Below are 14,429 nucleotides of genomic sequence, written 5' to 3'. Positions count from 1 at the left end.
ATCAGCGTGCGGCCCCTTCCCTGACACCGGCCTGCACGATTCCCCCTATCGCGACAGGAAACCCGCGCTATGCCTTCACAACCCCAACCTTCTACCGAGGACCTGCTACGCCGTGTGCCAGTGTGTATCAGCGCCATCGAGCACCTGCTGGACGCACAGCCGGATCTGGCGACGGTCATGGCCACTGAACTGCGCCAGGCATTGGCAAAACGTGTGCCTGCCAGTGCACCGAACCCGGATGCGATTTATCTCAACGAGTACGTTTACGACACTGCGTCGCAGGCAGATCAAGACAGCACCGCACGGACACACCGCGTCACCCGTACGCGCAACCTGACCCAGGTGCTTCAAGAGACGATTGCCACCCAAAACATGCCGACCGCACTGACCAAGGAGCCGGAAACCGGCGCCACCCACCAGGCAGTCGGGTTCTATGCAAATGCCAACGGCGCTGGCCGCAGCAATGAGATGGCGCCGTTGGAAGTCGCAGCAGTCAATCAGTTGATCAGTGATCTGCAACTCAACTGCCAGACGCTGTACTTGAACAGTGTCAGGGCGTTCTGGTCATCGCCCCACGCGAGTACGGGTGCACTGAGTGTCATGGAGGCTGTGAGTCAAAAGCAGCGTGAGGTATTTACGCTGGAGGCGGACCTGAAACTGCAGGATGCTCGGCAACAGCTCAGCCAAGCCGAGCAAACCCTAAAGAAAACGCCTGAGGATACCCACGCGCAAGCGGCCGTCACCACGGCCCAGTCACACCTTGAGGTGTTGATCAAAGGCCGACAATTGATCGAAAACTGCGTGCGCCATGAGACCACGAACAACGCCACACCGCCGCTCATACTCGGCCTCACGCTGGAATTGACCGGGCAGCCTGAATGGGTCGCACCACTCAATGGCTGCTTCGTACTCACCGAGCACCTGCATGGGACACGACCGACCGTCCTGTATACCCCGCAATTCGGTGTTGAGTTCTTCATGAATTTCGCCACCGTGGAAAATACCTTGCGCCTACGCCTGGTGAGCAGCGACGAAAGAACCCTGCTGCTCGCCAACATCCCCGCCAGCGAACGCTCCGCTGCCACCGACGCGTTAAGAACTCGGCAGGCACTCACCTATCCCTCAATCACAGGGCCGATGTTCAGTGCATGCCTGCGCGCCCAACGTCTCCAGCAAGAGGCCGATATCGAACATGCCTTCGGTGCATCCCACACCACGTTTGAACCCCTGGCAGCCAGCGTACGTACCACCCTGGCACTGCCCCTCAAGGGCAACCCTGGGCTGATCGCCCGCATGCCCGAATCGCCAGACCTGACTCGCGCCTCTCCCGTCCCACTGACCTCGCCGGACGTTGGGCAACAAACGCACCTGATACGACAGTGGAACTCTCTAAACGAACAACTCGACCAGGTACTGGAAAAGGACAAACATCCCTCGCTGCGCGGTGTGCTGACGTCGCTGCTCAAAGAAAGCTACCCAGATCTGCCGGCCGACACCGAGCTGGGCAGCCTGTATGTCAACCGCTACCTCATTGACAGCGATGGCCTGCGTCATTTTGAGTCTTCCCGCCCGTTGCTCGAGGCGGCGTGTACCTTGTTGCTTTGGGACAACCCCGCAGAGCAAACGCAAGAGGATCAAACTGCCCGAGAAGAGGGCACCGCCACGCTCGACATGTTCGCTGAAAGCGTCTTCAGCAGCCCGACCGCTATCAACGAAGTCGACGAGTTGGCCCAGAACGGCACATTGCTGGACCTGGCGCACACCCTACAGACACGACTGGCCGAGCAGATCACCACCTATTGGCGTACGCCGATAGCGCCGAATTTGGTCTGCCCACAGGTTCGGCTGATCGATGTCCAGCGCCAAGCCCTGGAGATACAGGCACGCCTGCGCGTGGCCGACAATACCTTGAGCCCACAAGCCAAATTGCTGACTGATCGCGCACTGCGTTACCCGACCCAGGCCCGACGTGAAGCACGCTTCAGCCATGGCAACCGCCCCGGTGTGTATCAGTTGACCGTCGACACTGGCCCCGCCGCGCATGCGCGTATGGCCGCCAGCTTCGTCCTGACCCTGGATGACGGCTCCAGCCCCGTCGCGCCCCATTGGCCCCATGGGCACAAAAACCTCAGTACTCACACGGCCGGGGTTGGCGCGGTAGTGCTGTATACCCCGGACATGGGGTTTGAAGAATATGCGTCCCTGCAAGCCCTGCATGACACGCTGAAAGCCCGCATCAACGCTGGTGAAGACGCTGGCAGGTTGTGTATCAGCGGCTTGCCGCTGGCAGTCCAGCATGGCAAAACCGGGCTGTGGGGCAACGACCTGAGTACTATTTATGCGCCGATAACCGACGACTTCGTGGCTGACGGCATCCAGGCGCTGCTCGACAAACAGCAGTCCGACATCGAGACCATTCTGGGCCTGACCGAGGGCGAATCGGACAATGAAAAAAATGGCCGCCTGGAACTGGCCGAACTGGTGGATTTGGCCGGGCCGTTCATGGCACGCAACCGACTGCTGAAGGATCACTGGCGGCCAGACTGGGAAAAGCGCTTGAGCTCGGCGGACCAGAAGGCTCTGCAAGACCAGGCTGACACTACCCAGGCCAAACAGGATGAACTGGCCAAGCAATGGCAAGCACTTATCCCAACATTGGCCGAGTATGCAAAGCGACAGGTACTGCCAAAGATTCGTGCCTTCCTGGCCGAAAAAGGCCAGGACTATCCCGAACAGGGCATTGACCCGGACAAGACGATAGTCACCCACATCACCCGAACACGGGTCGTAGCCGATGGAGGAGGTTTTGGAACGACGCATACCAGCGCCACGAGCAAGCAGATGAGCCTGACCAACCTGCTGTTGAAAAACACAAAACCCTGGGAAAAGAGCCTCACCTGGGTCGAAAACGACGATCTGGATGCCACACTGACGACCCCCCAGGGAAACTGGGTGCGCGATACGCGTGGGCGTCCCATCACCGTGGACAAACAACGCCTTGAGCTGTGGGTCAAGGAGCTGAATGTTGGCCACCAGTACACGCAAAACGTGCTCGAGAAATACCTCGCCCCGCAGGCTACGGCAACCGAGGCCCGCGCCTTGAGACAGGCGTGGCGCGCGAGCCAGGCATCCGTTATTGACTATGCGGCCCTTTCGGCCCGGTTGAATCCTGATATCTACCTCAGGGAAACACACAGTGCCCCCAAGCAAAAGAAAGCAGCCGCTTGGATGGCGGCGGTGCAGACCTCTCCACAACCCGCGACACGCCCACTGGTCGATGGGCGCGCAGTGATCGCCAATGCACTGATGTTCAACCCAGCCAACGATGCTCCCGAAGGCCGTGGTGGACAAACCGTGAATGGCGTTTTGATTCTCTCCACCGCTGCCGATGACATGCGCGTACTGTATACCCCGCACGCGCCCGACGGTTTGGAGCTAAGGGAACTGGCCAACGAGGCCGAACTGATCCGGCTGATACAGGGCTCCGCCTGGTTGGATTACCTTCGCGCACGCGCACCGACCGATACACGCGTGCTCAATTCGCGCCTGGCCGCACACTCAGGCGATGTCTGGGCCGGGCTGTACCGGCAGAACTATCTGTACCTGCTGAACAAAGCCGACGAGCAAAGTGTGACTAACGAAGAGCTGGACGCCCAGTCCACCCTCAATAAAGTGCTTTTCGGTGTTGAAGTGGTAACCACCGTACTGAGCGGGCTTCCCTGGAGCGGGCAACTGGCCTCTTCGGCCGCCAGGTTTGTCGGCCGGGCCGGGCGCACCACGGTCCATGCCTTGCGCAGCCTGGGGCGAACCGCGGCGGGGCTTGTCGTACGTCGAGGGCCACGCGCGCTCATGCTGTTTGAACTTGCAAAGGCCACCACCACGGTCGCCGGGGTGACGCGCACGGCCAGCCTGGGTATCAAGCCACTGCCCATGCTACTGAGGCCCGCGAGAAACATACGGCGACCGAACCTGACGAAATACCAGAGAGACTTCCAGCAAGAAAGCTCCCGCCTGCTGGTGAAAAATGGCATCCCGCCCGAAGCGGAACTGGCGCAAGGCACAGGCATTTATCGAGTCCCCAGCTCGCCCCCCACCTATCTGGTACGCGGCGTCGGTGAAAAGGGCAAAGAGCAGGTGTATCGCATTCAGAATTCTTTCAACGTCTATGACCGCAATGGCTTGGTCGCCCCCGTACTCACGCCCTCTGGTGGCTTGACCCCGTTCCGGTTGCGGCGCCTGCCGAACAAACAGTGGGAATTGGACACATGGCAACGCGCGCCCGGCGGCGGGCCAAAAAGCGACAACAAAATAACACTAGCACTTAGAGAATGGGACGCACACGTCAAAGCCAACGCGGCTTTACCCAACCCGGTCACCACGCTAGACCCAGCCGCTTTTTTCAATAGTCGCAATATCACGCACCGCTCGTGGAACAAGCTTGTAAAGCAAGGCGGCGAAATTAGCGAACTGGGCAAGGCGCGGCTCAATCCTGAAACGTTTACACACCTGACAGACGAACTGTTCATGAAATGGGTAAACATGAAGCAACCGACCAAAGCAGCTGCCGCTGCATTTGCGAAATCACATAGCATTCGTCCAGAGCGTTTTGCCTTGTACGTGAACGCGAAGAACGGGACGTTGAACAGATTTGGCGAAGCCCGCTTTGCAAGACTGACAAAACCCTCCGACAAGTATTTCACCCACGTCACCGACACACATTATCAAGACTGGTATCAGTTGGCCCTTCGACCCGAGAACCAGAATACTACCGCGGCCTGGAAATTTGCCGTTGATCGGGGCCTCCACCCATCTTCCTGGGTCAAATACGTGAGTAACGACGGCTCCTTCAATATGGCCATTCCTACTGTTGCGGCGCGGGTCAACCGACTGGGACTTGGAGTCCCAATAGACCTGACGCGTCCGGGCCCGTCCCAGCCTCCCGTCTGATCCACAAGGCTGTTGATCGCAGGAGCGAGCTTGCTCGCTCCACGCTGCACTATCTATCTGCCACCGCCACGTGACACAGCTGAACACACTCATGGATTAATCCGATTGTTCAGGACTTGATCCATGCCCGATACAGCCACGCTCGACGAACCGTTCAACGGCGTCCATTACACGTATTTCCAAGACAACCTACCGGACTGGCTTATCCAGACCGCGCCCATCCGGATAGCCGCCTTCCAGGCCACACCGCTGAAAGACTTTCCGCCTTACCCCCATGCCGCCCCCGAGCAACACCAACAACTCAAAACCGCCATCGCTGACCACTGGCATCGGCAGAACCTTCTGGACAAGCGGCTCGCCGGCTTGATCGATGTGTATGCGTTTGCCGAACCCCTGCTCAAAGCGGCGCTGAGTGACTACGGCGACGTTGATGTACGCAACACTTACCTGCGCCTTTACGTGGAAGCCGCCAAAGCCTGGTGGACGATCAACGTGACCGGCGCACAAACCAGCAAAACCGTCTCGCTGCTTGATGCGGCGCTGGGTAACTTCGCCGCCGCCGACCGTTTTCTCGATTTCGCCTTCCTTGGCCCGCAAGACGCTCGGGGGCAGCGCGACATTCTGTCGATACCGCACCGCACCACCGGCGTACGGCTCACGGCCGAGCGCTTCAAAAGCATTTGTCGCACGCTGGATATCGGCGCGCAGTATCAACGCAAACTCACCGATGCCCTCGGGTTCAACAACCCGACGGTCGCCCGCGCATTACGTGATGATGGGGTGGCCCGCCAAAAGGCCGCGTTAAAATCCGCCGCCCACATGGCGCTGGTCAGGGGCGACCTCAAGCACCACGGCCATGACGCCATACTCAAGCTGGTGGACGATCGCCCAGGCGCGACACTGGATGGCGCCCCGCTTCAGGCCTACACCATGAGCCTGATGAATGTGGCCCTGGTGGGCATCGTGTTGTTTATCAACACACCAGGTAGTCGAGTGATCGCCTACGTCGCTGAAGACCCCGACCACCCGCTCAAGGAATACCCTTCGCCGCTCGCCTTCATGCAGGAACTGACCCGCCAGTTGCGCGACAGGGCGCGCTATCAAGTGTTCTTCAGCCAATTCGTGCCCCACCACGAGCGCGGCGCTTTTTTTGCGGGGCTCAATGCGCGCCTGAGCCAGGTCAAATGGCGTCAGAAGGCGCGCACCGACAGAGGGCCGAGCTGGAAGGACACGCCGATTAGCGACCCCAACCTGCACTTCAGCGTCCAGCACTGGCAACTCGATTATCGCCAGCGCCCCCCCACGCCCGCCACCGATACGCTGTGGCATTACCTGTTTCGCACGCAGCTAAATAAAGTCGTCAACGATGCCCGCGACATTGCTTGGTCTACCGCAGACGTCGACCGCCGCGCACGCTGGGCCTGGTGGGACAACCTGGAACAGATGCTGTCGGACATCCTCAACGCCGCCCTGCTGGTGCTGACCCCCTTCGTGCCCGGTCTGGGTGAACTGATGCTCGCCTACAGTGCTTACCAAGTGCTGGATGAAGTGTTCGAAGGCATCGTCGATTGGGCCCAGGGCCGGCGAATTGAAGCCTGGGAACACGCACTCGGAGTGGCCGAAAGCGTTGGTCAATTCGTAGTGTTTGCCGGCGCAACCAAGCTCGGTACGCTGACGCGCCTGAAACTCTCGCCTTTTGTCGAGGGTTTGATACCCGTGGAACGGGCCGACGGTACACGGCGTTTGTGGAACCCGGACATCACCCCCTACGCGCAAAAACACCTGAGAATTGCCGAAGGCTCTACGCCCTCGCCCTCTGGCCTACACTCACGCGAAGGCAAAACCCTGCTGACCCTGGATGCCCACCCTCTGGAAGTGCAATACGACCCGCTCATCGAAGAGCACCGCGTGGTACACCCCGAACGCCCGCAGGCGTTCCAGCCACGCGTGCAATTGAACGGCGACGGCGTCGTGACCCATGAGGGCGAAAACCCGCGCACATGGGAGCGTCCCGAACTCATGCGCCGCCTTGGGCATCGCGTGCAACCGTTCAGCGACCTGCAATTGGAGCAACTGCGAATCGCCAGCGGCACTGAAGACGGCGTGTTGCGCCGGATGTATGTCAATAACGAGCCCTTGCCGCCATTGCTCGACACCAGCCTCAAGCGCCTGGAAGCCGTCGAAGCGCTCAAACGTGCAGGAGAGCACATTCGTACAGGGCAAGCCTTGAGCGCGGACCCGGCGAACGACTGGTTCGAACAAATGGTCACCGAACTTGACGGGTGGCCCCAGGGCAAGGCGCTGGAAGTGTTTCTCAAGCCCGACCTGACCGGCAGCTCGCACCATTACGGCGCCTCGGACGCACTGCCCACCGACACATTGCGCATCAGCATCGGCGAGGTGTTATCCGGACGTTTGCCGGAAAGGGTCTTGGAGTTTCTTGATGAAGCGGCCATCACCACCCTGCTGGGTGGGGAAGTCCCTGCGGAGCAACGGGTACAAACGCTACGCGATAAACTGGCCAACTACGTACTGAGCCAGACCGGCGACCTGGCGCCAGCACTCCATGGCGCCAGTGAAGCGAGCGACGACCCCGCCATCATTGGCCTGCGAGAAGATCATCCCAATCTCGAACTGAGCTTGGCACGGCGCCTGCTGGACAACGCCCTGCCCAGCGAACGGCAGACCTTGGCCAACACACAACACTGGCCTCTGCGCCTGCGCAATCAGGCCAGTGAGCTGCACCTGTCTGCCGAATCGGTACGCGCCTACGAAGGCTTTTATCCTCCGGCAGCGCCCACCCCGGCGACCGAAAACCTGGTCCTCAGAAGCCTGCTTTTCAATACCGATGCGCTGGCTGACCTGCGCGTGCAAATCCGAGAGGGTAGCGTGGACGGCACCCTGCGCAGTGAAGTCGGCCAGGACACCGCCGCCACCCGGCGGGTGCTGGTGCACAGCAGCCTGGGGTATGCGGTCTGCGACGGCGCAGGCCTGCAGTTGCACAGTTCCACCAGCCTGTACGAAGCCGTATTACTGGGCTTGCCCGGCGAGAGCAACCTGGGTTTCAAGCCCGGCGAGGGCGAAGCTTTCAAGGAGTGGTTGATGTCCACCTTCGAACCTATGAGCGAACGGCGCAGGGTCTTGGCCGAGCCTGAACAGCACCGCGTCATCACCCGCGAAACCCAGCAACTGCTCGGCGGGCCGACGCTCAGCAGTTGCCGGCCAACCCGCGCGCAGACCAACCCAGAACACGCCCGCGACGTCCTGCAACGCTTGTTTCCCAGCTTGAGCGAGGAACGGCTCAAACGCTTCATTGACGAAATCCCTCCCACTCAATTGAATGCCACCCTGGATGAACTGACCGAGCAAAAATACACGCTGCAAGCCCAATTGCGGGCCTGGAAACAGTCACCCACCCTGCACCCTAAAGGCAGCCCCGAGGAGCACCAACAACGCATCAGGCGCAAACGCCTGGTGCACACCCTTGAACACTGCTGGGGTGACCGCTTCGCTGAATACACCGACGATTGGGGCAGAACCCAGAGTGGCGCCCGGTTGATGCTGGACGGCATACCGTTTCCCGAGTCCCTGCCCGAACTGAGCGTCACCTTCGAGCACGTGACGTACCTTGGGCTGAGCCAAAGCAGCTTCGGCCAAACCCATTGCAGCTTGCTCAAACTGTTCCCGTCTTTGCGCTCACTGGACCTGAGTTACAACGCCGTCACGCGCTTGCCAAGTGAGTTGAGGCAGATGTTCTCCCTGAAAAACCTCAACCTGTCGAACAACCGCATGGTGTTATTCCCGGAAGACGTTGCGCTGTTACGCAATCTGCGACGTGTGCAAGCTTTGGCCCTGAGCCATAACCCGCTCGGCTTGCAACCCGACATCAGCCTGATGCCCAAATTGCGTCACCTCGACTTGAGCCACACGCAGATCAGCGAATGGCCCACGGGGCTGTTCGCCCACCCCAGGGAGGCTGCGTTCTTTCTGGATCTAAGCGGTAATCCCATCACTCACCTGCCCGCCCTGACACCCGAGCCCAGCGCAGCTCACACCGTGGCGCGGGCCCGCCTGGAGCGCAACGCACTGAGCAATGATCAACGCGACCTGTACGAACGCTACCGCACCGAGGCCGGGCTGGACCCGTATCGTACCTACCAGCCTCAGGGCAAGAGCGACCCGTGGACGACAGGCGACAACTTCGACACCCGCCTCAAGCGCGAGCGATTGTGGGACGCCGTTGAGGCGGAGCACGGTTCACAGGGGTTCTTCGAGGTCATCAAATTGCTTGAACCACCGACGTTTTTTGAGACCCCTGAAGACCAGCGGCGCTTTGCCCTCAACCAGACTGAACAGACAGAGCGGGTCTGGCGCCTGATCGAAGCGGCCCACGCCGACAGCGCCCTGCGCGAACGGCTGTTCAAACTGTCGAGCTTTCCGGGGTTGTGTGGCGACGGTGGCGCGCAGATTTTCAACGAGATGGGCGTTGAGGTCATGGCCAGCGAGGCACGGCGCTTTTCGGTAACACTGGCTGAACTGGAAGGCCGACTGGTAACCCTGGCGAAGGGCTCGGCACGCCTCAAACACCTGAACCTGGTGGCCCAGGAGGATATCGCCCGCCGCCTGCGTCCTGTAGAGGCCGGTGGCGAAGGGTTGCGGCTCAGGTCACAGGTGGTGGACGGCCTGGCGGGCGAGGTGGATGAAGTCGAGATCCACCTGTCCTACCAGACCTCGCTGGCCTATCTGCTGGACTTGCCCTGGTTGTCCGATCACATGCTGTACCGCGAGACGGCTGGCGTCAGCCCGAAGCAGGTCGAACGGGCCTACAACATGGTGCGAGAACTGGGCCAGGGCGACGGCCTGGTCAACCAGATGCTGCTGGAGCCATATTGGGAGACCTTTCTGCGCGAAACCTACGACAGCCTCTATCAAGAAAATGCCAATACCTACACACAGAAATTTTACCGCCTGGATGACCTGCAAACCCTGCAGGCACAGTGGCTGGAAGAACATCTACCGCAACAAAAGGAGGAGCTGAAGGCATTGGCCTACGAACTGGAGGTCCCCGAAAGTGTGGTGTTCGCCGACGTACCATTGAGCGACGAACGTTACAATCGCCTGCTCAATGACTTGGGCTATAACGAAAAAGAATGGATGCACAGCCTGACGCGTCAAGCCCTGAAGAAAGCCCAAACGCGCCGCAACAGAACGCCATTACCGAACAGCTGAGAGCAGCGCAGGCGCGGCTTAGCTCGCGCCTGCGCCACGCTTAGGCGCGACTATCCGCGTCGTCCATCCAGCGACAGATAAAGGCTTCTCCCACTTCGCTGCGATGGCTTGCCAGCACTGAGGCCGCATCCGCGATCATCCATCGGGCAAATGACAGTGATGGCTGTGTTTGCCTGATCGCGTGGTGCTGCGCGCAGGTATTGAGAGAGGCCTTGATGAATACGTCATCGCAACCGGTTGACGACGGGTAATGCAGGTGGATATACGCCAGGGGCTGGCCGCTGGGTACCTCCTGCACCCGGTAGAACTGCACGAACTGATGCGCGGCGCTGTCAACCCGGAAACGCCCCGGCTGCTTCAGCAACACGGCATCGCGACCGGTCAGCAACGCTTCTACAGCGGCCTGGACAGGCACATGCGCTTTGATGGCAGCGAGACGGACGCGAGCCTCCTGCTCGTGCAAACGTGCCGCCGCCGCCAGCCAAGCCGCTTTGTGCGGTTGCGCCAAGGCCTGCTGCGTGATGTCCAGCTCCTTCCACATGTAGACCAGTATTGCGTCGTGCGCCTCCAGGAGACGGGCCGGTACTTCGAGCAAGTTGGGCAGCAAATGTGCGCACTTGGCAGTAGGGATACTATTGATCACTTGAGCGATCAGTTGATCGATCTGCGCGATCGTTTGCTGGCCCAGTTTGATCAAATCGGCAAGGGAGGAGCCCGGAGGGCTGGGAAACCTGGCATGACTTTCCGCCATCGGGTGCCACAGCGCGTCGACTGTTTCTCTAAAGATGGCAATCACTTCATCGTCGATGTCACGCACTTGCGCGGTGCGCGCCAGCGTTTCTTCAGTGGCGTCGAGAATGTGCGCCTGATAAACATCGCCGCTACGGGTACGAATCAAGCTGCCGCGCGCCGCCTCCGAGGGCAGGCTGACAGGGTCCGCCAATGTCGCCAGCAGGTGGTGTTCCGCTGCATCGTATAACTCGCCGATCAAGGTCTGAAGCTCACCGAGGTATCCCAGATCAAACGCTTGGGGGGTCACGGCAGTGCAAAACTCAATCTGGTCGATGCTTTCGCCGTAGACCTGCACCACGCTGGTGAGCAACTCGATACGCTCGGCGCGGTTCAGGACGTTAAACCCTGCATGGGACTGACTGGCGCACATAGCGCGCTGCAGGGTTTTTTCGAGCAGGCCACTGAACATTGTCTGGCTCCCCGCCGCCTCGGCACACCAGGCCGCCTGCCATAGCCTGCGCAGCTGCTGCGCCTGCAACGCCAACACCGAGGGTGGCGCAACGGCCAGTGTCAGCGCTTGCGCCTTTTCGGCACCACAGCCGATGACCGCCCTCAACTCATCGAGATGACGCGTTTCCAGATCACGCAAGGCAATCGACCACTTGTACGCCACCAGACGGTCATGCCTGGCCTTGATCCGCACGGGATCACGTTCAACCAGCAACCCAGCAAGTTGGGTGTCGAGTGTAACAATGTGACGTGCCTCAAGGTCTGCAAGGAGCCGCGCCGTTTGCACGATTGATTCCAGCAGGGCGCAAATCTGCGCCTCATAGCCCAGGCGCGGTACTAAGGCTCGCAGGTGCTTAAGTGTCTGCAATTGTTGTGACAGTGCCTTGAGCTTGACGTGCAGGGTATGGTGGTACGGCTTGAGCACCTGGCTGACCTGCGTCTGCGTGAGGGTGTCGGTAAACCCGTCGACGGCAGTGGACAGCGCTGCCACACGGGCCTCGGCCTGGGCGAGCGTGCGGCTGGCGGCGTCGTAATCGGCCTGGAGCTGCTCAACCTTCACCCCCACTTGTTGCCGCGCCTGCAAGACGGCCGCTTTAACACTGCGTACCGCCCCCCATTTATCCGACTGCGTGAACGTCCGAGGCATGGGAATACGGGTGAGCTTCGGACGGCTCTGCGTCACCTGCGGAATCGCGAACCTCGATGCGGATAACAAGTCCGCGTAATAATTCAAGTGCAACTGGACGTTAGCCGGCGAGACCTCATGTGCCAGCAACCACGCCAGGTTGCCGAGCAGGTCGATACTTGCCCTGGGGCCGCCCACATACCCAGGCACATCCCGACGCACATCACTCATCAATTGCCCCAGCCATCCGGTCAGCGTATCCGCACCCTGGACCAACGGCGTCAACCCATAGGGCAGCGACCAGCCTCCGGATTTGAAGCTGGCCCAATGCAACGGGTCGCCGCCCGACGCGGGCCACTCTGCCAATGCCTGCAGCACGCTCAAGAACGCCCCACGCATTGACCGCGCCAACGTGGGATCCTGGTTCAGTTCTACTGTGAGCCAAGGATCAAGCGCTTTGTTGACATCCGTCAGATGGGGCTCGAAGAGCGCCCTGCGATCAGCCGGTAGCCACGCCAGGACACCGTCACGCAAGGGACCCGGCTGCTGGATCGCCGCCAGCACCTCTTCCAACGATATGAACTCCTGCACGACCGGGTGCAGTAACGGAGTGAATAACACGCATATTCCCGGCTGCATGTCCCTGCGTGTCAGCACATACAGGTGTTGTACAACGGCCTGATTGTTTTCGCCAATTCCCAGTGCCAACGGGAAGAGTCGCGAAGGGGCCCTTGCCCCCCCAAGCTCGGTGATCATCTGATATCCCTGCTGGGTCAGCCCGTGCAGGCCTCGGATTTTGTACATCAACGCTGACAGGTAGAGCTGCGAAATCATCTGCGATCCAGCGTTGTACAGGTCCCACGCTTTCGGTTCTTCGTCCCAGAGCCGGGCCCCTACGTCCAAGCCTTGCGCCTGTTCAAATTGCTGGTTCAGCACCGCGCTGTACGCCTTGGCCAGGTCAGCGTGTTCGCGCCAGCCTTCGAGCATGGAAAATGTTAGCCAGGTGGGCGCGGCCTCCCCCCCTTTAAGCGTGATGGCTGTGGGCGTACGTGCGAACCCACCCAGGGATTCCAGGGCCCAGGTGGGCAGGGTCAGCTCAAGTGGCTCGCCGTCTGGCGGACCGAACACCAAGTGAATGTCTTGGGCCTTGAGCGAAATGGCTTGCGGCTCGTTGTCCAGGCAGCCTTGCAACGCCGCCTCGGCAAACGCCGCCAGGGACGGTATCTCGGGGAAAAAACGCTCACCATGCGCACGATTCAAATGACCCACCTGATCGCAAAGCCGTTGTGCGAATTCGACTCGTTCGACCTGGGAGGCATTGAACAGCCAGGTCGGCATCGCCTCCCGACCCCCCTGCCCGAAAGCGCTCAACGGCGCTACAAACCAGCGGCGGGTATCGGTGATGGCATTGAGCAGGTCCTGACACTGCTGCGCCGTTCTACGCACCGTGAGGTCGATGGCATCGATTTCGGCCAATTGCCGTGCCAGGTAACTGCTCGCGAGCGCTTCAGGGGCCGGGCCTGTGTAATCACACACAAACCACTCCCCCGGCGATTCGCCCAACAGCGGGCTCAGATGATCGGCCAGCAACGGCCCAATCGCGTCCAGATCGTTGAGCAAGTGCACGCCCGAGGCGGGACTGTAGAGCGCCATGGCAGTGGAGGCGGTTGCCTTGAGCAACAACAGGGGCAAAGCCTGCCCCGGCTCGTCGGCCCCGGCGCCCTGGCGCCGGATGTGCACTGTCGAAACGCGCAACGAGCCCGCCGGCGCCGTCAGTTGGCCGCCGGGACGGGTGAAAGACAACGAGAAGAAGGTATCCAGGTCCCGTTCGCTCATACCGGGTTGTGTGGGGGTATCGCTGACAATGCCCTTCAAAGCCTCGACCAGCGGTAACCAACGCACTTTCCACCCGGCCTGCAACTGCTCCTGATACGACGCCAGTAACAGCGCACCGCACTCATTGACCACCCCTTCACACTCGAACAGGCTCAGTGCAACCGGTTCATAGTGACCGCCCTTCAACTGCACAACGTCGTGGTGGTTGAGCACGTAGAGAGTAGGCTCGCCATTAGCCAGCCGCGCCACTAGGGCATCGGCCAATGGCTGGTATTCATCTGTCGCGGCCTGAGCGGGTGATGGCAGGCGCACGTAAAGCTGCTCGGCAGTCAGCCTGCGCAGCGCGAAGTGCTCGTCCAGATGAGCCTGGGCGCTGGCCTGGGCCACCGCCCGCAGGGATGGCAGATCGAGGAACAACGTGTGGATCGTGTCAATGTGCTTCTGACGCAGCAGCGCCGTGGGGTTCGGATGTATCACAGGGTTTTCTCCTTGCAGGGGTGAGTCGACGACTCACGCAAGCCAGGGAAACTAGTGCGGACCACACACTGGC

The 14,429-nt window shown here is 60.5% G+C and carries 3 protein-coding genes; 2 read left to right on the top strand and 1 reads right to left on the bottom strand.

Translation table 11 applies throughout. From position 1 onward, the window contains the following. Positions 1 to 69 precede the first annotated feature (69 nt). Positions 70 to 4,947, top strand: a complete 4,878-nt coding sequence (locus HX793_RS20900) for a dermonecrotic toxin domain-containing protein (RefSeq protein WP_178905534.1) — start codon at positions 70 to 72, stop codon at positions 4,945 to 4,947. A gap of 123 nt (positions 4,948 to 5,070) precedes the next feature. After that, positions 5,071 to 10,176 carry a dermonecrotic toxin domain-containing protein gene (locus HX793_RS20895; RefSeq protein ID WP_177094858.1) on the top strand — a complete coding sequence of 1,702 codons (5,106 nt, stop codon included), beginning with the start codon at positions 5,071 to 5,073 and terminating at the stop codon, positions 10,174 to 10,176. Between the two features lie 40 nt (positions 10,177 to 10,216). Here the strand turns inward: HX793_RS20895 and HX793_RS20890 are convergent, their stop codons facing one another. Beyond that, a complete protein-coding gene (locus tag HX793_RS20890) occupies positions 10,217 to 14,356 on the bottom strand; it encodes a hypothetical protein (protein ID WP_177053249.1) in 4,140 nt (1,379 codons plus the stop codon). Positions 14,357 to 14,429 lie beyond the last annotated feature (73 nt).

Source organism: Pseudomonas reactans (genome assembly GCF_013387025.1).
Classification (GTDB): domain Bacteria; phylum Pseudomonadota; class Gammaproteobacteria; order Pseudomonadales; family Pseudomonadaceae; genus Aquipseudomonas; species Aquipseudomonas reactans.
The sequence above is the reverse complement of the archived record's forward strand: the minus strand, read 5'-3'. Positions and strand labels throughout refer to the sequence as shown.